General features: G+C 51.7%; 19 protein-coding genes and 1 pseudogene. 11 read left to right on the top strand and 9 right to left on the bottom strand.

Annotated elements, in window-relative coordinates; translation table 11 throughout:
- The first annotated feature begins 1 nt into the window (after position 1).
- From ACLJQD_RS05610 to ACLJQD_RS05640, 7 genes and pseudogenes are all read left to right on the top strand, one after another.
- On the top strand, positions 2-616 hold the full coding sequence (locus ACLJQD_RS05610) for a DUF4376 domain-containing protein (RefSeq protein ID WP_017441267.1): 615 nt from the start codon (positions 2-4) through the stop codon (positions 614-616).
- Positions 613-1,068: a hypothetical protein gene (locus ACLJQD_RS05615; RefSeq protein ID WP_017441268.1), complete on the top strand. Its 456-nt coding sequence runs from the start codon at positions 613-615 to the stop codon at positions 1,066-1,068. The genes ACLJQD_RS05610 and ACLJQD_RS05615 overlap by 4 nt, the downstream gene beginning before the upstream one ends.
- Positions 1,069-1,316: 248 nt before the next feature.
- Positions 1,317-1,543 (top strand): annotated as a pseudogene (locus ACLJQD_RS05620) (hypothetical protein); the annotation flags it as partial.
- A gap of 30 nt (positions 1,544-1,573) precedes the next feature.
- Entirely contained in the window at positions 1,574-1,861 is a 288-nt protein-coding gene (locus ACLJQD_RS05625; protein ID WP_223164424.1) for a DapH/DapD/GlmU-related protein, read from the top strand.
- A gap of 578 nt (positions 1,862-2,439) precedes the next feature.
- Entirely contained in the window at positions 2,440-3,168 is a 729-nt protein-coding gene (locus tag ACLJQD_RS05630) for a hypothetical protein (RefSeq protein ID WP_000587738.1), read from the top strand.
- A 261-nt stretch (positions 3,169-3,429) separates the two neighbouring features.
- A complete protein-coding gene (gene panS, locus ACLJQD_RS05635) occupies positions 3,430-4,371 on the top strand; it encodes a ketopantoate/pantoate/pantothenate transporter PanS (RefSeq protein ID WP_000881647.1) in 942 nt (313 codons plus the stop codon).
- 97 nt (positions 4,372-4,468) lie between these two features.
- Positions 4,469-4,741, top strand: a complete 273-nt coding sequence (locus ACLJQD_RS05640) for a DUF3811 domain-containing protein (protein ID WP_017441270.1) — start codon at positions 4,469-4,471, stop codon at positions 4,739-4,741.
- Here ACLJQD_RS05640 and rluF read toward each other — a convergent pair.
- From rluF to ACLJQD_RS05655, 3 genes are read right to left on the bottom strand one after another with little or no spacing between them, the layout of a single operon-like run.
- On the bottom strand, positions 4,738-5,607 hold the full coding sequence (rluF, locus tag ACLJQD_RS05645; protein ID WP_000954619.1) for a 23S rRNA pseudouridine(2604) synthase RluF: 870 nt from the start codon (positions 5,605-5,607) through the stop codon (positions 4,738-4,740). The two genes, ACLJQD_RS05640 and rluF, sit on opposite strands and share 4 nt — an antisense overlap.
- A 46-nt stretch (positions 5,608-5,653) precedes the next feature.
- Positions 5,654-6,193 carry a DUF2058 domain-containing protein gene (locus ACLJQD_RS05650; RefSeq protein ID WP_001096724.1) on the bottom strand — a complete coding sequence of 180 codons (540 nt, stop codon included), beginning with the start codon at positions 6,191-6,193 and terminating at the stop codon, positions 5,654-5,656.
- Between the two features lie 34 nt (positions 6,194-6,227).
- Positions 6,228-6,329 carry a hypothetical protein gene (locus tag ACLJQD_RS05655; RefSeq protein ID WP_001541281.1) on the bottom strand — a complete coding sequence of 34 codons (102 nt, stop codon included), beginning with the start codon at positions 6,327-6,329 and terminating at the stop codon, positions 6,228-6,230.
- Between the two features lie 71 nt (positions 6,330-6,400).
- Here ACLJQD_RS05655 and pepE point away from each other — a divergent pair, with 71 nt between their 5' ends.
- Positions 6,401-7,090 (top strand): dipeptidase PepE, encoded by a 690-nt coding sequence (pepE, locus tag ACLJQD_RS05660; RefSeq protein ID WP_000421775.1) that lies wholly within the window; start codon positions 6,401-6,403, stop codon positions 7,088-7,090.
- Between the two features lie 75 nt (positions 7,091-7,165).
- Here the strand turns inward: pepE and ACLJQD_RS05665 are convergent, their stop codons facing one another.
- Complete coding sequence (locus ACLJQD_RS05665; protein ID WP_000956811.1) at positions 7,166-8,797, bottom strand: Na/Pi cotransporter family protein; 1,632 nt, start codon at positions 8,795-8,797, stop codon at positions 7,166-7,168.
- Between the two features lie 266 nt (positions 8,798-9,063).
- On the bottom strand, positions 9,064-12,747 hold the full coding sequence (gene metH / locus ACLJQD_RS05670) for a methionine synthase (RefSeq protein WP_017441271.1): 3,684 nt from the start codon (positions 12,745-12,747) through the stop codon (positions 9,064-9,066).
- A 304-nt stretch (positions 12,748-13,051) separates the two neighbouring features.
- Between metH and iclR the strand changes: the two genes are divergently transcribed.
- Positions 13,052-13,876, top strand: coding sequence for a glyoxylate bypass operon transcriptional repressor IclR (iclR, locus tag ACLJQD_RS05675; RefSeq protein WP_000226430.1), 825 nt, complete (start codon positions 13,052-13,054; stop codon positions 13,874-13,876).
- A gap of 10 nt (positions 13,877-13,886) precedes the next feature.
- Positions 13,887-14,294 (top strand): ASCH domain-containing protein, encoded by a 408-nt coding sequence (locus ACLJQD_RS05680; RefSeq protein WP_010989091.1) that lies wholly within the window; start codon positions 13,887-13,889, stop codon positions 14,292-14,294.
- Here ACLJQD_RS05680 and aceK read toward each other — a convergent pair.
- The 4 genes from aceK to metA all read right to left on the bottom strand — a co-directional run bounded on the left by aceK (position 14,258) and on the right by metA (position 20,246).
- Complete coding sequence (gene aceK / locus ACLJQD_RS05685) at positions 14,258-16,009, bottom strand: bifunctional isocitrate dehydrogenase kinase/phosphatase (RefSeq protein ID WP_001137268.1); 1,752 nt, start codon at positions 16,007-16,009, stop codon at positions 14,258-14,260. The two genes, ACLJQD_RS05680 and aceK, sit on opposite strands and share 37 nt — an antisense overlap.
- 101 nt (positions 16,010-16,110) lie before the next feature.
- Entirely contained in the window at positions 16,111-17,415 is a 1,305-nt protein-coding gene (gene aceA, locus ACLJQD_RS05690; protein WP_017441272.1) for an isocitrate lyase, read from the bottom strand.
- A 31-nt stretch (positions 17,416-17,446) separates the two neighbouring features.
- The gene (gene aceB / locus ACLJQD_RS05695) at positions 17,447-19,048 is read right to left on the bottom strand and encodes a malate synthase A (RefSeq protein WP_017441273.1); all 1,602 of its coding nucleotides are present in this window, start codon (positions 19,046-19,048) and stop codon (positions 17,447-17,449) included.
- A gap of 268 nt (positions 19,049-19,316) precedes the next feature.
- A complete protein-coding gene (gene metA / locus ACLJQD_RS05700) occupies positions 19,317-20,246 on the bottom strand; it encodes a homoserine O-succinyltransferase MetA (protein WP_001122767.1) in 930 nt (309 codons plus the stop codon).
- Between the two features lie 156 nt (positions 20,247-20,402).
- Here metA and ACLJQD_RS05705 point away from each other — a divergent pair, with 156 nt between their 5' ends.
- The gene (locus ACLJQD_RS05705) at positions 20,403-20,840 is read left to right on the top strand and encodes an acetyltransferase (RefSeq protein ID WP_000973248.1); all 438 of its coding nucleotides are present in this window, start codon (positions 20,403-20,405) and stop codon (positions 20,838-20,840) included.
- Positions 20,841-21,237 lie beyond the last annotated feature (397 nt).

The raw sequence follows: 21,237 nt of genomic DNA on the forward strand, positions 1-21,237 counted from the left end.
AATGGCAAAATACGCATATTATGATCCACAATCATTTATTGTCCTAGACTGGATGGATACAGAACTCTACAATTATCCAGAAAGAAAATATTTGATTGAAGTTACTGAACAACAATGGCAAGAATACGCAAACACGAATAATCGTACCTGGGTTAATAGTGAAACATTATCATTTGTCACTGCTCCACCACCAGGTAACTTTTATAAGCTGGAAAAAGGCGAATGGGTATTTGATGAAACTCAGATGCGTATGGTTCTTAGCGATATAAAAGCAGCCAAAATTCAGCAAATCAAAACCCGGCGCGACACCGTTACCGCCGATTACATCATTATCGACGGCAACCATTTCCACAGCGATGCTAACAGCCGTATTCAGCAAATGTCACTCACCAGAATGGGTCAGGCAAAGCAGATTCCGGCAGGGTTAATGTGGCAGACCAAAAATAACGGTTTGATTAAACTGACCAACGACATCGCCGCGCAGTTTGAAACCGTCACCGTGGATCACGATATGCGCCTGTTTGCCAACGCGCAGCGGCATATTGCGGCGGTAGAGGCGCTGGAGGATATCGAGGCTGTGCTCGACTACGACTACTCATCAGGCTGGCAGCCATGAGTCAAACCACCGTCTGGCTCGCTTGCTATAAGGGGCGATCGGAGTATCGCGGCATCGCCAGGCTGGCCGACTGGCTCACGCGCAAAGTCACGCGCGGTATCTACTCTCACTGTGAACTGGCGGTAGAACACGGCGGTAATGAATACCTCTGCTACTCCGCGTCGTTTCGCGATCGCGGCGTGCGGGGAAAGATAATACCGTTACCGGACGATAAGTGGGATAAGCTACCGTTAAAGGCCACGTTGCCGGAAGTGGAAGTCTTTTTCCGCAAACATAACGGCAAACGCTATGACTGGCAGGGCGCGCTCGGTATCGCGCTGTATAACCGGGAGCGCAAAGATAGACTGTTTTGCAGCGAGTTTTGCGCTGAATTTCTCGGGCTAAACGATAGCTGGCGCTACTCCCCCAGCCACCTTTATGCCTTAGTCAGTAGCTGGCAATACGATTGTTGAATCTCTCGCCGGGTATAAAGCCCGGCGGTGTTGAATTAAAGTAATACCCTTTATTATTTTTTAGCATCAAATGTTCAGTTTGCATAGCAAATGAAGTATTATAAAAAACCATCTTATAGTATTTTTACCAATTGATACGTGAACCCCCTACGATAATAACATTTATCTAACAAGCTAGCTTTCTTCACTGGAGGAAGAAAAAATCAAACTCTTACATTGCTTATTATTTTCCATATCTAAAAAAGGAAGTGAATTACGGGAATACTGGCGGCATGAGATTATTCGCAGGAATGAATTTTCATTATGTCGATTACTTATGCAGGCCAATAACAATCGCCGTCGTAACTTTTTATTTTGGTGGCGTCTGGCAAATGAGATGTATATCTATGGTTCAAAAAAACAGAAAAAAACTGGATTATGGATTAATCGCAAGCTAAATTCCAAATTTGGAATTGATATAGAGCTGGGAGCAGTAATCGGCTATGGTTTGGATATTCCGCATCACATGGGGATCGTCATCACGAAAAAAGCTCGTATCGGTTGTAATTTATCGCTTAAGCAAAATACAACAGTAGGAAACAAGCAAGGTTTAAAAGAAGATGATTTCATTATTATCGGCAATAATGTAGATATAGGAGCCAACACCTGCATTATAGGCTCTATTACTATCGGTGATAATGTCACTATTGGAGCAATGTCATTTGTAAATAAGAGCATTCCAGCAAATAGCATATATATAACAAAAAAAATATCAGAAGTAATCCCATTAATGAATCACAAAAAATGGGATTAATCTAAATCTTAATATTGCAATATTTTATAGACTTTTCTCATCAGGTTAATAGACTAAAAATAAAACATTTCTTTTGTGAATGATTGTTAAGTTCATTCTCTGACCTGATGTCCACATCACTATTCTGATAGAGCGTTTAGTAAGGCCCGGTAGCGTAAACGCTATCGGGCATCGTTCTCGTAACATCACTGCAGTCTGTCCAACTCCGGGATACCTGCCTCCCGGTTGCCTGAGAAGATGGATAAAAATACTGCGGACCTCGCGCTTTAAACACTGAAGTGTTTAATCCAATTCAGCAACATAAAAACCACCACAAACAAAAAGGGGAAATAAGATCACTCCCATCCCAACTCTTATTTTATATCTCCCCATGAAAATATAAAAGACAAAACAATCACTAAACCATTTATCAACTTACATTACATATATTAATAACATTATAAACAAATAAGTTACATTCACATCTTGAATGTAATTAAACTTCAATAACCATATGAACACTAATTTTGTTGCAATATAAAGCACATTAAATATAGTGGAACATGGCTAAAAACACCTAATATTCACCGGGGAATATAATGATTATTGTTTCTGTGCTCAGACAAAGCAAAGACTTCACCACAAAACATGCTCAATGGTTACATAAGCAGCTCAAAGGTTATGATTCTGTTTGTTTAACAGATGCGCTAAAGATAAAAGGGGTAAATACAGCGCCTCTTTTGTATGATTGGCCAGGATGGTGGGCAAAACTAGAACTTTTCAATCCACTGCATCCTGTTCTTGGTAATGAGGATATTCTCTATATTGATATAGATAGCGTTATTGTGGGAGATATTACTCCTCTGACAACTATGAAAAAAATAACATTACTTAATGACTTTTCTCAGCATGGTGCTTCAGTTGCGCCAGCAACAGGTATTATGTTTATTCCTGCACCCGCAAAAAAAAATGTGTGGGATGAATTTATGAAAAATCCTGAAAAGGAAATCAATGCCATAAGAACCCCGCCCTATCATGGCGATCAAGGATTTATCGGCAGAATATGTCAAGATGCTGAAAGATGGCAAAACATCTTACCCGGAAGAATTATTAGTTACAAAGCTAATATAGCAACACCAAAAATGATTGGTTTTAACCCTGAACTATACGATGGGACAGGTAATGGAAAATTACCTGACGGAGCAAGCATAGTCTGTTTTCATGGTTCCCCTCGCCCCTGGAACACAGCATTGCCCTGGGTGCCTTATTTTAGTTTAAAAAACACAATCCAAAGCAAAGTGAAACAATATAAGTTATCACTGCGTTAAAGCTTCCTTCTCTTCAATGCCGGCGCTTTTCTTTACGCCACCAGAACCTCTATATATTTCTAATACGGTAGCGTAAGCGCCATCGGGCGATACGTTGCCGGATGGCGACGCAGGCGCGTCATCCAGCCTGCCATGTGCCCACACTGGATCATGAGCGTAATTTGTTTGAATAATCTTCCTTCACGCGATAAACAATAACTATGGTCTGGCTCGATCCTGACCCGTTGATAACAAACACAACATACTTGCAAGGAAAACAACATGCTCGCCGTCATTACCCGGCTGTTCCCGTTATGGGCGCTGCTGCTCTCTCTCATTGCGTATTACACACCATCCACCTTCACTCCTGTTGGGCCGTGGGTCGCGACACTACTGATGTTGATTATGTTCGGTATGGGGGTCCATCTTAACGTTGACGACTTTAAACGCGTGCTCTCCCGACCAGCCCCTGTCGCCGCAGGGATATTCCTGCACTATCTGGTAATGCCGCTCGCGGCATGGCTGCTGGCGTTGCTGTTTAAGATGCCGCCAGATCTGTCCGCCGGGATGGTACTGGTCGGCAGCGTAGCCAGCGGCACCGCCTCTAACGTAATGATCTATCTGGCGAAGGGAGACGTCGCGCTCTCAGTCACCATTTCATCGGTCTCCACGCTGGTCGGCGTGGTCGCCACACCACTACTCACGCGCCTGTACGTCGATGCCCATATTCAAGTCGACGTGATGGGTATGCTGCTGAGCATTCTACAGATTGTGGTCATTCCAATCACGCTGGGGCTGGTGATTCACCATCTGTTTCCGCGCGTAGTGAAAGTGGTAAAACCTTATCTGCCAGCATTCTCGATGGTGTGCATTTTGGCAATCATCAGCGCGGTGGTCGCGGGTTCAGCTTCACATATCGCCTCCGTCGGCTTTATGGTGATCATCGCAGTGATCCTGCATAACACCCTTGGCCTGCTTGGCGGCTACTGGGGTGGGCGTCTGTTCGGTTTTGATGAGTCAACCTGTCGAACGCTGGCGATCGAAGTCGGGATGCAGAACTCTGGTCTTGCTGCTGCATTGGGTAAAATCTACTTTGGCCCGCTCGCAGCGCTGCCTGGCGCGCTGTTCTCAGTGTGGCACAACCTTTCAGGGTCACTACTGGCTGGTTACTGGTCCGGGAAACCGATTGTTGAAAAATCGGGCGAAACGGCAAAGGTAAATTAAAATATTGCCGGGTGGCGCAAGCTTACCCGGCTTACACGCTATCCGCCCGTTGCGTATTGCCGTAGACTAAATGCATCGGCTAACTGAGGGCACCCGTATGGCACTCCCCCGCATTACCCAAAAAGAGATGACCGAGCGCGAACAGCGCGAACTGAAAACGTTGCTGGACCGCGCCCGTATTGCGCACGGACGTCCGCTGACCAATTCTGAGACCAACAGCGTAAAAAAAGAGTACATCGATAAGCTGATGGCGCTGCGTGAGGCTGAAGCGAAAAAAGCCCGCCAGTTGAAGAAAAAGCAGGCGTATAAACCCGATACGGAAGCGTCATTCTCCTGGTCGGCGAATACGCCGACGCGCGACAGACGTTAACGTCCTTTTTTCTTTCGTCCCGGCGAGGTAAAGCGCTTACCGCTTGATGTCGGGCGTGCTTTCTCATTGCTTTTTTCGATCGCCACGACCGGTCGCTTAATACCCGTGGTCTTCGGCTTCGCTTTGGCCTTTGGTTTGGCTTCGGAAGAGGAACGCTCAATCAACTTAAACAGATCGATCAGCTCATCGTCCGTCAGATCGCGCCACTCGCCCAGAGGAATCCCGCTCAGGCTGACGTTCATAATGCGCGTACGCTCCAGTTTCGTCACTTCATAACCAAAGTATTCACACATACGACGGATCTGACGGTTTAATCCCTGCACCAGGGTAATGCGAAAGACAAACGGAGCCTCTTTTTTCACCTTACATTTTTTGGTGACGGTACCCAGAATCGGCACGCCAGCGCCCATACCGCGAATAAACTCGTCGGTAATCGGTTTATCCACCGTCACCAGATACTCTTTTTCGTGATCGTTACCGGCACGCAGAATCTTATTGACCAGATCGCCGTGGTTAGTCAGAAATATCAGCCCCTGCGAGTCTTTATCCAGACGACCAATCGGGAAGATACGTTTGCTGTGGTTCACAAAATCGACAATATTGTCGCGTTCGCCGTCTTCAGTGGTACTGACAATGCCAACCGGTTTATTCAGCGCAATCAGCACTAAATCATCCGCTTCTCGCGGCTCAATCAACCGACCATTTACTTTAACAACATCCCCGGCGACCACCTGATCGCCAATGGCGGCGCGTTTGCCGTTGATAAAAACATTGCCCTGTTCGATAAAACGGTCCGCCTCGCGACGCGAACAGATGCCGCTTTCACTGATATATTTATTAAGCCGGGTAGATGTGTCGGTCAGCATATTTACTCTCTGAGAAATTTTTCTACATAAACGTCGGGAATGTGACTTACCACATCAAATCGTCAGGAACTTTAAAATCGGCATACGGATCATCTTCGTCCTGCTCTTCCTGACTCAGCGCACTGTTTACGACAATACTGTCCGCATCTCGTTGTGCGATTTTATCGGCGACGCTCGCGGGAATAATCGCATATTCACATTCACCGCTGTTATTGATAACCAGACGCGCAATCGCGAGACGCCCATTAATCAGTTGCGTCTGAGTGAGCTTATCCACGTCTATTTTTTTGATGACGTTATTATCGGTGAAGTTAAAACCAATATCGCCTTTAGATACATTGATTCTATTCATTTCAATAAGTTGCTTAACCTGAGCTTTAAACTCTTTCGCTAAAACCGCTTGTTTTTGCTGTTCACTGAGTTGTTTATCACGCTCAAGTTGCGCCTTTTTATTTTCTTCCACCGCTTCTCTGGCCTCACGAGCCTGAACGCGTGATTTTTTAGCCGTGCGTTGGACTTTGGCCATTTTTTTGCTGGTCACCAATCCCGCTTGTAGCAGTTGCTCTTGTAAGGTCAGTTTTGCCATTTTCGTCTCTAAACGTGTTAAATAATTTTGCGGATTATACCTGTAATTTTTCAGGCGATACCAGATGGCAGATCTGGCCTGTCGTCACTTTTAGCGACCGCGCTTTGCCTGTGACACGCGTAACATCATGAGCCATATCAGTAAGACATTAAATGGATAATGGTAGCATTATTACGTTTTGACATTTCCTGATGAGGTGGAGAAGTAATGGAACTGCTTTTATTAAGTAACTCGACGCTGCCGGGTAAGGCCTGGCTGGAACACGCTCTGCCGCTGATAGCGAATCAATTGAACGGTCGACGCTCAGCCGTGTTTATTCCGTTTGCCGGCGTCACGCAAACATGGGACGAGTACACGGATAAAACCGCAGAGGTGCTTGCGCCATTAGGGATAAACGTCACAGGGATTCATCGTGTCGCCGATCCGCTTGCGGCGATTGAGAAAGCGGAAATCATTATTGTCGGCGGCGGAAATACCTTTCAGCTACTGAAAGAATCGCGTGAACGCGGGCTGCTGGCGCCGATGGCGGACAGGGTAAAACGCGGCGCGCTGTATATCGGCTGGAGCGCGGGCGCCAACCTTGCCTGCCCGACTATCCGCACGACCAACGATATGCCGATCGTCGATCCAAACGGTTTCGACGCGCTGGATCTGTTCCCGCTGCAAATTAATCCTCACTTCACTAACGCCTTGCCGGAAGGTCATAAGGGCGAGACCCGCGAGCAGCGTATTCGCGAACTGCTGGTGGTCGCGCCGGAACTGACAGTGATTGGTTTGCCGGAAGGTAACTGGATTCAGGTGAGCAACGGCCAGGCGGTTCTCGGCGGCCCGAATACCACCTGGGTGTTTAAAGCGGGCGAAGAGGCCGTGGCGCTGGAAGCGGGTCATCACTTTTAATCCCAGGCCACATTGAATGCCGAATGGCGGGCCTACGCGCATGTTCTCCGTAGGCCCCGCCATCCGGCATTTCACTTAATACTCGCCGCGTTCCTCGTCCTGATCCGGCTGTTCCAGTACGCTATAGGCGACCGAACAGAACAGTGAGTTAAGACGCTTCATATCGCCCAGCAGCCCTAAATGGAGCGAGCTGGTTTCAATGCTTTGCACGTTCTGCTGGTGCAGGCGGTCGACATGCGCATGTGAGTATCGGCGATTAAGTATACGGAAGCGATGTTTACTGCGGCGCAACCGACGGGCGCTGGTGACATCGCCGGAGAAAAAGACCGACATCGCCAGTTGCAGATTACTGAGCAGTTGATCGTAAAGCGCATCCAGCTCTTTCAATCCTTCTTCTGAAAATGCCCGACGCGCCGCCAGCGACTTGTCGGCAATCTCGCTGCCCATTCGCTCGATAATATCCGACGCCTGTTCGAGGTTCAGGGCCATCTCAATAATCTCCGCCCACCGACGGGACTCCTCCGCCGCCAGCTCGTCTTTTGGCATTCGCGCCAGATAAAGCTTAATCGCGGTGTAGAGCACGTTAACGTCATCCGCCAGCTTGCGCAGCGCTTTCTCTTCACGCGGCTCGCCGTGCATGACCTTTTTTAGCCCTTCCATCATCTGTTCCATCGCATCGCCAATGCGCAGCACCTCACGGGCAGCATTAGCCAGCGCCAGCGTTGGCGTATCCAGCGCGCTGACATCCAGATGTTTCGGCTTCAGATGGGTATCCAGTTCAGGCTCATCACGAATAATCCGTTTACAAAAACGCGCCATCAGCTCGGCAAATGGCACCATCGCCAGGCAGCGCACCAGGTTATAGAAAACGTGGAAATAGATCACCAGCTCTGACTTCGGTAGCGATAGCTCATCCATCAGATTCGCCAGCGGATGGACAAACGGCAGGATGACCAGGCTGCCGATCAATTTGAACAATAGGCTGCCGAGCGCTACGCGACGCGCGGCAGCATTGGCGGCGCTGTTGTTGAGCATCGCCAACAAGCCCGATCCCAGATTGGCGCCGATGACCAGGCACAACGCCACCGGGAACGATATAATCCCCGCCGCCGTCAGGGTCGCCGTCAGCAACACCGCCGCCAGGCTGGAATAACTGATAATAGCGAACATCGCGCCAATCAGCGCATCCAGCATAATGTCGCCCGTCAGCGACGCGAAAATGACCTGCACGCCATTAGCTTGAGTGATCGGCGTCACCGCCTGCACAATCAGCTCCAGCGCCAGTAGAATCAGGCCAAGCCCGATACCGACGCGACCCAGCTGCCCGGCGCGGGACTGCTTACGTCCCAAAAAGAAAATCACGCCGATAAAAATCAGCAGCGGCGACAGCCACGAGAGATCGAAGGTCAGGATACGCGCCATTAGCGCGGTCCCCACGTCGGCGCCCAGCACAATCACCAGAGCTGGCGTCAGGGCGACAAGATCCTGGGCGACAAACGACGTTACCAATAAAGTGGTGGCGTTACTGCTTTGTACCAGCGCGGTAACACCGATACCCGCACAAAAGGCGAGCGGTTTCTTTTCCACGCTGCGGCTGAGGACAGTGCGTAGACGCGCGCCAAACACGCGCATTACGCCAGTACGAACGATATGTGTTCCCCATACCAACAGCGCAACGGCAGAAAGTAGATGGAGCAAAGTTAACACGGCGTCAGGTTCTCCTTATCGTTATACGTTTTCCTGAAGCTCACTTGCGATAAATTGCCTGATGGCGCACAGCGTTAAGGCCTGCTGGCGTTGCACGCCACCGGGCTTACCATACGTAATACGGTATGCTGGATAAGGCGTTTACGCTGCCATCCGGCAAATTCAGCGTAGAGCCTTCCTTCAGTATAAGGGTTTAATTGTAAGAAAGAGACAAGGCACCCAATGAGTGCCTTGTATGTTGTAAGGAAAAGTGACGATTTTATGAATCAGTCCGCATCGTAACCCAGGTTCGGCGCCAGCCACCGCTCAACGTCCTCAACGCTCATTCCTTTACGGAAAGCATAATCTGTCACCTGATCGCGTTGGATCTGCGCTACCGCGAAGTATTTGCTCTCAGGATGGCTGAAGTACCAGCCGGAGACCGACGCGCCAGGCCACATGGCGAAAGATTCGGTGAGCTTCATCCCTGTGTGTTTTTCGACATCCAGTAGCTGCCAGATAGTGCCTTTTTCGGTATGTTCCGGGCAGGCAGGATAACCCGGCGCCGGGCGAATCCCCTGGTAGTTTTCGCGGATTAATTCGTCGTTACTCAGGCTCTCGTTCGGCGCATATCCCCAGTAAACCTTACGTACACGCTCATGCAGATACTCGGCAAACGCTTCCGCCAGACGGTCGGCAATCGCTTTCACCATGATCTTGTTATAGTCGTCGTGTTGCGCTTCGAAGGCGTCCGCCAGCGCATCCTCCTCCAGACCGCCGGTCACCGCGAAAGCACCGATGTAATCCGCTTTTCCGCTCAGTTTCGGCGCGATAAAATCCGCCAGACAGTAGTTGGCAAAACCGACTTTCTCGGTCTGCTGGCGCAGGTGGTGGCTGACCGTCAGAACATGAGTACGGGTTTCGTCGCGATAAATTTCGATGTCGTCACCCACACGGTTCGCCGGGAACAGGCCCACCACGCCACGCGGATTCAACAGTTTCTCGGCGCTCAGTTTATCCAGCATATCATTGGCGTCGTTAAACAGACGCTGCGCCTCAACGCCCACCACCTCATCTTCCAGAATGCGCGGGTATTTGCCGGCCAGCGACCAGGTCATAAAGAACGGCGTCCAGTCGATGTAGTTGCGCAGAGTTTCGATGCTGGCTTCCACCTCCTGCACGCCCAGACGGTGGGCTACCGGCGGGGTGTAGCGTTCCCAGTCGAATGCCAGATCGTTATCGCGCGCCGCTTCCAGCGTGACCGGCGGCGTACGCGGTTTTTTGCGGGCGTGCTGAATACGCACGGTTTCGTACTCTTTGCGGGTACGGGCGACAAAGTCATCGCGCTGGTTGTCGGAGAGTAGCGCCGCCACCACGCCCACGGTACGCGAAGCATTCTGCACGTAGACCGTCGGACCGCTGTAGTTCTGCTCGATTTTCACCGCGGTGTGCGCTTTCGAAGTGGTTGCGCCGCCGATCAGTAGCGGGATAGTAAAGCCCTGACGCTCCATCTCTTTCGCCACGTTGACCATTTCGTCCAGCGACGGGGTAATCAGCCCGGAAAGGCCAATCAGATCGGCATTCACTTCACGCGCCGTTCTGAGGATTTTCTCCGCTGGCACCATCACGCCGAGATCGACGATTTCGTAGTTGTTGCATTGCAGCACCACGCCAACGATGTTCTTGCCAATGTCGTGCACATCGCCCTTCACGGTGGCAATCACCATCTTGCCGTTGCTGGAGCCTTTTTCTTTGCTGGCTTCAATAAACGGCTCCAGGTAAGCCACCGCTTGTTTCATCACACGAGCGGATTTCACCACCTGCGGCAGGAACATTTTCCCTTCGCCGAACAGGTCGCCAACCACGTTCATGCCGTCCATCAGCGGCCCTTCGATCACCTCAATCGGGCGGGCGGCCTGCTGCCGGGCTTCTTCGGTATCCTGTTCGATAAATTCGGTAATGCCTTTCACCAGCGAGTATTCGAGACGCTTTTTCACGTCCCAGCTACGCCATTCCGCCTGCTGGGCGTTGGCAACTTCGTCGGTTTTGCTGCCGCGGTATTTCTCGGCCAGCTCCAGCAAACGTTCGGTGCCGTCATCGCGACGGTTAAGAATGACATCTTCAACCGCATCGCGCAGCTCGGCGGGCAGATCGTCATAAATCGCCAGTTGCCCGGCGTTGACGATGCCCATGTCCATGCCGTTGCGGATGGCGTAGTAGAGGAATACCGCGTGGATAGCCTCACGTACCGGGTCGTTGCCGCGGAACGAGAAGGACACGTTAGACACGCCGCCGGAGATCAGCGCGTGCGGCAGCTCGCGTTTGATGTCTTCACAAGCGCCGATAAAGTCCTGCGCGTAGTTGTTGTGCTCTTCAATACCGGTGGCGACGGCGAAGATATTCGGGTCGAAGATGATGTCTTCCGGCGGGAAGCCCACCTCTTCGGTGAGAATTTTGTAGGCTCGGCGGCAAATTTCGATTTTACGCTCGCGGGTATCGGCCTGCCCCTGCTCATCAAAAGCCATCACCACCACTGCGGCGCCATAGCGACGTAGCAACTTCGCATGATGAATAAAGGCTTCCACGCCCTCTTTCATCGAAATAGAGTTGACGATGCCTTTACCCTGAATGCACTTCAGCCCTTTTTCGATAACCTCCCATTTGGAGGAGTCAATCATGATTGGTACACGGGCAATGTCCGGCTCACCGGCAATCAGGCTGAGGAAACGCACCATCGCCGCTTCGGCGTCGAGCATCCCCTCATCCATATTGATATCAATAATCTGCGCGCCGCTTTCTACCTGCTGACGGGCGACATCCAGCGCTTCGCTGTATTTCTCTTCTTTGATCAGCCGTTTAAATTTGGCCGAGCCGGTGACGTTAGTACGTTCGCCGACGTTCACAAACAGGCTATCGTCACCAATGTTCAGCGGCTCCAGGCCGGAAAGGCGGCAGGCCACCGGGATATCCGGCAGCTGGCGCGGCGACAAACCGGCAACGGCGCGGCTCATCGCCGCAATATGCTCCGGCGTGGTGCCGCAGCAGCCGCCAACGATATTCAGGAAGCCCGCTTCCGCCCATTCGCGAATCTGTTTCGCCATGGTGTCGGCGTCGAGGTCATACTCGCCGAAAGCGTTCGGCAGGCCGGCGTTCGGGTGCGCGGTGACGTAGCATTCGGCAATCCGCGACAGTTCCTGGACGTACTGGCGCAGTTCATCTGGCCCCAGTGCGCAGTTAAGGCCAAAAGTGAGCGCCTCGGCGTGGCGCAGCGAGTTATAAAAGGCTTCGGTAGTCTGGCCGGAAAGCGTACGGCCAGAGGCGTCGGTGATGGTGCCGGAAATCATGATCGGCAGATCAACGCCCAGCGCTTCAAACTCTTCTTTCACCGCAAACACCGCCGCTTTCGCATTCAGGGTGTCAAAAACGGTCTCAATCAGAATCAGATCTGCGCCACCTTCCACCAGCGCTTTGGTGGATTCACGGTAGGCCGCCACCAGCTGATCGAAGGTGATATTACGAAACGCCGGGTCGTTGACGTCCGGCGAAATGGAGGCCGTGCGGTTAGTTGGACCAAGCACGCCCGCAACAAAGCGTGGTTTTTCTGGTGTTCGCGCCGTCCATTCATCAGCGCAGGCACGCGCCAGTTTGGCCGCCGCATAGTTAATTTCCGCCGACAGGGATTCCATCCGGTAATCCGCCATCGCAATGGTTGTCGAGTTAAAGGTGTTGGTTTCGATGATATCCGCGCCAGCCTCAAAGTAGGCGTTGTGGATAGCGGCGATCACCTCCGGCTTGCTGAGTACCAGCAGGTCATTGTTGCCTTTCAGGTCGCAGGGCCAGTCGGCAAAGCGCTCCCCGCGGAAATCTTCTTCATGTAGACGATAGCTCTGGATCATGGTGCCCATACCGCCGTCCAGCACCAGAATACGTTCATTTAACTGCGCACGCAGTTGTTCAACTTTGCTGCTCACACTCGCTCCCGACAACGCTCCACGTAACGAGCCATACTGGCACAAAGCGTGCTGGCGGAAAAGAGAACAACGGGCAACATGAGACATGTTCAGCTTGCCACCCACTTCTGTCGCTTTGCCGGATGGCGGCGCAAGCGCCTTATCCAGCCTACAAATTACTTTGGCGGCTCCCAAAGCGTAGGCCTGATAAGCGAAGCGCCATCGGGCATCCTGTGATGTCACTCATCCGATCAGTTCAGGAACTCTTGCATTATAATTGAATAAAACGAAAATGATTTCCACGATACAGAAAAAGGAGTCTGCCATGGTTGCCCCTGTTCCCGCGAAACGCGGGAGAAAACCTGCCGCTACCACTGCACCCGTAACCGGGCAGGTTCAGTCATTAACTCGCGGTCTGAAACTGCTGGAGTGGATTGCCGAGTCCAACGGCAGCGTCGCGCTGACCGAACTGGCGCAACAGGCGGGTTTGCCTAATTCCACGACTCACCGTCTACTCACCACCATGCAGCAGCAGGGTTTTGTCCGCCAGGTTGGTGAGCTGGGCCATTGGGCCGTAGGCGCACACGCGTTTATCGTCGGTAGCAGCTTCTTACAGAGCCGTAATCTGCTGGCGATTGTCCATCCGATTTTGCGCAAGCTGATGGAGGACTCCGGCGAAACGGTAAACCTTGCCGTACTCGACCAGAGCGACCATCAGGCCATTATTATCGACCAGGTGCAGTGCACACAATTGATGCGCATGTCCGCCCCTATTGGCGGCAAGCTGCCCATGCACGCCTCTGGCGCGGGCAAGGCGTTTTTATCACAGCTCAGTGAGGAACAGGTTACCAGTCTGCTGCACCGCAAGGGGTTGCACGCTTATACCCATGCGACGCTGGTGTCGCCGATCCATCTGAAAGATGACCTCGCCCAAACACGCAAGCGCGGCTATTCCTTTGACGACGAAGAACATGCGCTCGGTCTGCGCTGCGTGGCCTCGTGTATTTATGACGAACACCGCGAACCGTTTGCGGCCCTCTCTATTTCCGGCCCCTGCTCACGCATTACCGACGATCGCGTCACCGAACTTGGCGCCATGGTGATTAAAGCGGCGAAAGAGGTGACGCTGGCCTATGGTGGAACTCGCTGAAATGAGCAGCCTGAAATTATACTGGCAGGAGAAGTACCCACAGGCCTTCTGTTGGTCTTTCGGTGATTCGCCGGCGCTGGCCGACGAGCTGGCGGCGCTAGTGGTCGCCGGTAAAAAGCGTGGCACCTGTAGCTCGCTGGTTAGCTATCAGAAAGAGCAGCCCCCTGTCACGCCCGGGTCATATCACATTGTGCTCAACGGCACAGGCGACGCCGTGTGCGTCATACGCACGCTGGCGCTCAGGCTGATCCGTTTTAACGAGATGAGCGCCGATCTCGCCGCACTGGAAGGCGAAGGCGATCTTAGCCTGGCGTACTGGCAAGCGGCACACCGGGCCTTTTTTGAGCGCGAGGGTAATTGGTCGCCGGAGATGGAACTGGTTTACGAAGAGTTCGCCGTACTTGAGATCGCGCCGTAACGCACGCTAAAGCGCTGGCGACGTCGATAGGCATACACATCTTCTACATGCCCTTCTTTAATACGCGTCTGTAGCGCGCGCCAGTAATCGGCGCGAAACAGGTCGGCATGCATCTCTTCAAACAATGGTCCGATACGCGGATCGGCACACAGCCAGTGGCGAAACTCCTCCGGGAAAACATCACCTGGCGAGACGCTATACCAGGGTTCGCTGGCCAGTTCGTCTTCCGGATAACGCGCTGGCGGAATATCGCGGAAATTCACTTCCGTCATGTAGCAAATTTCATCGTAGTCGTAGAACACCACGCGGCCATGACGGGTAACGCCAAAGTTTTTAAACAACATATCGCCGGGGAAAATATTAGCGGCGGCAAGCTGGCGAATCGCATTACCATATTCTTCTATCGCATCGCGCAACTGCTGGCCTTCTACCTGTTCCAGCCAGATATTGAGCGGCACCATGCGACGTTCAATATAGAGATGGCGAATGACGATATGTTCCCCAAGATCGGTAATCTTCTCTGGCACTTCTTGCCGTAACAGCGCCATCAGCGCCGGATCAATTTGCCGTTTATCCAGTACGAAATTCTCAAACTCCTGGGTATCCGCCATACGACCGACGCGATCATGCTCTTTTACCAGTTGATAACAGGCACGCACATGGGCGGCAGACATCTCTTTCTGCGGGGCGAATTTGTCTTTAATGATTTTAAATACCCGGTCGAAACCTGGCAGGGTAAACACCAGCATCACCATGCCGCGGATGCCAGGCGCCTCAATGAATTTCTCATCGCTTTCAGCCAGATAACATAAATATTCGCGGTAGCTTTCGGTTTTCGCATGTTTCTGGCAGCCAATCGCCATATACAGTTCGGCAGTGGTTTTACCCGGCAGGATTTCACGCAACCACTCAACCAGCGCGGCAGGCAGCGGCGCATACACCATAAAATAAGAGCGGGCAAAACCAAACACAATGCTCGCTTCTGCTGTGGTGGTCAGGCAGGTATCGACAAACAGTTCCCCCTCATCAGTGCGATGAATCGGCAATAAAAACGGCAGCGTACCGTCAGGTGTGGTTAATTTACCTACCAGCCAGGCCGCTTTATTACGGTAAAACAACTCGTTCGCCACCTGGACATGGCAGCGAGGTAGCGCGTCCTCGCCCAGTGTTTCAGTCAGGTGCGCGATAATATAGCGGATATCCCGGCTTTTATTCTGCCAGGGCAGACGCAGCGGTAAGTCACTGAGTATGCGCATCAACAGCGGCTCCCAACCGTGATCGGGAAAGAAGTCTTTGGCCAGTGGGCGCGGGATAGTACGGAAGCGACGCTCCGGTTGCGAACTGAAAATAAACAACCGCTCGGGTGTTAACGAGCGGTGGTCAAATAACCGGCAATAAACGGAGTTGAAAAAACTCTCCGCAATCTCGAAGCGCGGGTAATCCGGCAACAGCCGGGTGTAATGCTCTTTAACGCGTAAAAGGAAATCCGCGTCGGTACTTTTGCCATCGGTAATACAGCGCAGTTGCTCCACCACCAGACCCACATGATGATCATAGAGGTGGATACGGCTTTTCATCGCCTGCTGGACGGCGTGCCAGTCGGCCTGTTCAAAACGCTGCTGCGCGCCGGAAGTCACTTCCAGAAATCGACCATACTGCGCGTCAAAGCCTTGCAGGATGGTTTGAGCAATCAGTAATTCCAGGCCACGCGGCATTTTTTTCCCTCATCCGGCACCACGTCATGCCGGATGGCGCGTTCGCTTATCCGGCCTACGCTATCTGTAGGCCCGGTAAGCGCAGCGCCACCGGGCATCAATCAAAACTGCGATTCTTCGGTGGAACCCGTTAACGCGGTAACGGATGACGCGCCGCCCTGAATAATGGTGGTGACATTATCGAAGTAGCCGGTGCCCACCTCTTGCTGGTGAGAAACGAAGGTGTAGCCATCTTTCGCCGCCGCGAACTCGGCCTGCTGAACCTTCTCAACGTAGTGCTTCATCCCCTCGCCCTGTGCGTAAGAGTGCGCCAGGTCGAACATGTTGAACCACATGCTGTGGATGCCCGCCAGGGTAATAAACTGGTATTTGTAACCCATGTCCGACAACTGCTGCTGGAAGCTGGCAATGGTCTTGTCGTCCAGATTCTTCTGCCAGTTGAAGGATGGCGAACAGTTATAGGCCAGCAGTTTGCCCGGATACTTCGCGTGGATAGCATCGGCAAAACGACGCGCCAGTTCGAGATCCGGCGTAGAGGTTTCGCACCATACCAGATCGGCATACGGGGCATACGCCAGACCGCGGCTGATCGCCTGCTCAATGCCCGCATGGGTGCGGTAGAAACCTTCGCTGGTGCGTTCGCCGGTAATAAAACCGCTGTCATAGGGATCGCAGTCGGAGGTGATCAGATCTGCCGCATCCGCATCGGTGCGCGCAATCACCAGCGTCGGGACGCCCATCACATCAGCGGCCAGACGCGCAGCAACCAGTTTCTGAATCGCTTCCTGCGTGGGGACCAGCACCTTGCCGCCCATATGGCCGCATTTCTTCACCGACGCCAGCTGATCTTCAAAGTGTACCGCCGCTGCACCGGCTTCAATCATCGATTTCATCAGTTCGAAGGCATTCAGAACGCCGCCAAAACCGGCTTCCGCATCAGCAACGATCGGCAGGAAGTAATCCACATAGCGCGGATCGTTGGGTTCAATACCGGATGCCCACTGGATCTGATCTGCACGACGGAAAGTGTTGTTGATCCGATCCACTACCGCCGGAACAGAGTTTGCCGGGTACAACGATTGATCCGGATACATGCTGGATGCCAGGTTGGCATCTGCCGCCACCTGCCAGCCTGAAAGATAAATCGCCTCAATACCAGCTTTCGCCTGCTGCAACGCCTGACCGCCGGTCAGCGCGCCAAGGCTGTTGATATAGCCTTTTTTCGCTTCACCGTGCAACAGCCGCCACATTTTCGCGGCGCCGAGCTGCGCCAGCGTGCATTCCGGGTTAACCGAGCCGCGTAATTTCACCACCTCCTCCGCGCTGTACGGGCGGGTGATGCCTTCCCAGCGCGGTTGTGTCCACTCTTTCTGTAATTCTTCGATTTGTTGAGTACGGGTTTTCATGTGCAGATGCTCCATATTGTTATGTGGTGAATTAAGCCAGTAAGCGATAGCCCGGCAGGGTGAGGAAGTCGATTAAGTCATCTGAGGTGGTGATTTGCTCCATCAGACGTGCGGCATCGTCGAAGCGCCCGCTGCTGTAGCGGTGCTCGCCCAGTTCGTCCTGGATTACCCGCATCTCTTCCGCCAACATTTCGCGGAAAAGCGCTTTCGTTACGGGTTTTCCATTGCTCAGTGTTTTCTCATGGTGAATCCACTGCCAGATAGAGGTTCGTGAGATTTCCGCCGTCGCGGCATCCTCCATCAGACCGTAAATCGGTACACAGCCATTGCCGGAGATCCACGCTTCAATGTACTGCACTGCCACGCGAATATTGGCGCGCATTCCCGCTTCTGTGCGTTCGCCTTCACATGGCTCCAGTAACTGTTCAGCGGTAATCGGCGCATCTTCATCACGGGTAATGAACAGCTGATTTTTGTGCTCGCCCAGTACCTCGTTAAAGACGGCCATTGCGGTATCCGCCAACCCGGGATGCGCAATCCACGTGCCGTCGTGGCCGTTGTTCGCTTCCAGCGCTTTATCCGCTTTCACTTTGGCAAGGACCTGATTGTTGCGTTCAACGTCTTTGCTCGGGATAAACGCCGCCATACCGCCCATCGCGAACGCGCCGCGCTTGTGACAGGTTTTGATCAGCAGGCGCGAGTAGGCGCTCAGAAACGGTTTGTCCATCGTTACCACCTGCCTGTCCGGCAGGACGCGATCCGGGTGATTTTTCAACGTTTTGATATAGCTGAAAATATAATCCCAGCGACCACAGTTGAGACCGACAATATGATCACGCAACGCATGAAGAATCTCATCCATCTGGAAAACAGCTGGCAGCGTTTCAATCAACAGGGTCGCTTTGATCGTACCGCGCGGCAGGTTAAAGCGGTCTTCAGCGTAGCTGAAAACTTCACTCCACCAGGCTGCTTCCTGCCAGGCTTGCGTTTTCGGCAGGTAAAAATACGGGCCGCTACCTTTAGCGAGCAGCGCTTTATAGTTGTGGAAAAAGTACAGAGCAAAATCAAACAGGCTGCCGGGAATGGCTTCCCCCCGCCAGGTAACATGTTTTTCTGGCAGATGTAGACCACGTACACGACAAATCAATATGGCCGGATCGGGCTTGAGCTGATAGATTTTTCCGGCTTCGTTGGTATAGCTAATGGTGCCGTTCACCGCATCACGCAGGTTGATTTGACCATCAATAACTTTATTCCAGTCCGGCGCCAGCGAGTCTTCAAAATCCGCCATAAACACTTTCACATTTGCGTTCAGGGCATTAATCACCATTTTACGTTCAACCGGCCCAGTAATTTCTACTCGGCGATCCTGTAAATCCGCCGGAATACCACGAATCTGCCAATTACTTTCTCTAATGGAAGTGGTTTCCGAAATAAAATCAGGCAACTTACCGTTATCAATATCCTGCTGTTGCTGGATACGTGCAGCCAGGAGTTTATTGCGTTTTGGCGTAAAACGGGTGACTAACTCCGTCAAAAACTCGACTGCTTCAGCGGTCAGGACTTGCTTTTCCAGCTCGCCTTGCGGCCTGGTAAAGGTTAATTCATCAGTTGTGGTTGCCTGTGGATTCATCATGCAGCTCCTCGTTGTTGATCCAGATACATCCCCAATGCGAACGAAGGATCACTGTGCGCTTTTCGTTCAACACAACTAAGACTACTCAATTAAATTTCAAAATCAAAAACAATTTCCATTTTTAATTTAATTATTCATTAACCTATTGATAACAATATGAATTAAATTTAATTACATGATGAGGTGCGTTTCGGAAATAAAAAAGGCACCCGAAGGTGCCTGATTCAACATGCTGAAACGCTTTAGGATCGTCAGAAGCAGAAGATTAATCCAGGGTTGGATTCATGTGACGCAGATCATATGGCGTAATCTGGTAGACATAATAGTTGAGCCAGTTAGTAAACAGTAAATTACCGTGGCTGCGCCAGGTTGCGCGCGGTATGTTTTGCGGATCGTTTTTTGGGAAATAGTTGTACGGAACCTCCGGATTTAACCCGGCCTCAACGTCACGAAAATATTCACCCGCTAACGTATGAGCGTCATATTCAGGATGACCGGTGACAAACGCAATACGTTTATCTTTGCTGGCAAACAGGTACGCATCCCCTTCTTCTGTTTCGGCCAGAATTTCAAGATCCGTATAATCCCGTATTAGCGCCGCCGGGAAATCGGCATAGCGTGAGTGTGGCGCCAGAAACGAATCATCAAAACCACGCGTTAACAGAGCATGTGGATGAAGGATGTGATGTTCATAGACGCCGGAAAGTTTATCTGTACGGGTCTGCTTAGGGATACCATACAGAATATTGAGTGCGGCCTGAACGGCCCAACAGACAAATAGCGTCGAAGTAACGTGATCTTTCGCCCATTCCAGCACCTGCCTAATCTGCGGCCAGTAAGCCACGTCATTAAACTCCACCAGACCCAGCGGCGCTCCGGTCACGATAAGCCCATCAAAGTTCTGATCGCAGATATCGTCGAAGTTACAGTAAAAGTTGTTCAGATGCTCGGCTGGCGTGTTCCTCGACTCGCGGGCATCTATCCGCAGTAGTTGAATATCGACCTGCAATGGCGAGTTCGATAGCAAACGCAGAAACTGATTTTCCGTTTCAATCTTCTTCGGCATCAGGTTAAGGATAAGTACCTTTAGCGGGCGAATTTCCTGACCTGATGCGCGAGAAGTCGTCATGACGAAGACATTCTCCTCACGTAAAAAATTGACGGCGGGTAGCTCGTCCAGCACGCGAATCGGCATAACCTGATAACCTCACGACATACGTTTAAACGTTTAGACATCCAGATAGCTGAAGATACTCAGAAATCAGGCGAATGTCGAGTCTGCAAGTTCAAGGTGAGAAAGTTTCACGACAGCATTTGCATTAGAATAGAAGTAAGCAAAAAAGGAGTGAAGATGATGATTAACATTCGCCGTTCAAGGCATGAGGAAGGGGAAAAACTGATTGCGATCTGGCGTCGCTCAGTCGATGCCACGCACGATTTTCTGTCAAACGCTTATCGGGCCGAACTGGAAGAACTGGTGAGCGATTTTCTGCCAGAAGCGCCACTATGGGTTGCCGTGACCGATCAGGATGAGCCGGTAGGATTTATGCTGCTTACCGGCGAACATATGGATGCGCTGTTTGTCGATCCGGACGTGCGTGGTCAGGGTATCGGTAAGAGATTAGTTGAACATGCGTTAACACTGGCGCCGGGGTTGACAACCAATGTTAACGAGCAAAATACACAAGCTGTTGGATTTTATAAGAAAATGGGATTTAAGGTGACGGGACGTTCGGAGGTTGACGATCTTGGGAAACCGTATCCATTGTTGAATTTAATTTATCCGTGAGTAGTGGTGCTGCCTGATAAGTGCATACAGGCCGGATAAGACGAAACTGCCATCCGGCGGTGCCGGTTGCCTGATGGCGCTGCGCTTATCAGGCCTACATTTTTACAGTTACCACACACGCAAAAAAGCCCGTCCTGACGGACGGGCTTCTTCACTTGTCTGATGCCTGGCAGTTTATGGCGGGCGTCCTGCCCGCCACCCTCCGGGCCGTTGCTGCGCAACGTTCAAATCCGCTCCCGGCGGATTTGTCCTCCTCAGGAGAGTGCTCACCGACAGACCACAGATAAAACAAAAGGCCCAGTCTTCCGACTGAGCCTTTCGCTTAATTTGATGCCTGGCAGTTCCCTACTCTCGCATGGGGAGACCCCACACTACCATCGGCGCTACGGCGTTTCAC

It is taken from the genome of Salmonella sp. SAL04214, assembly GCF_046550615.1.
In the GTDB taxonomy this organism is placed as follows: Bacteria; Pseudomonadota; Gammaproteobacteria; order Enterobacterales; family Enterobacteriaceae; genus Salmonella; species Salmonella enterica.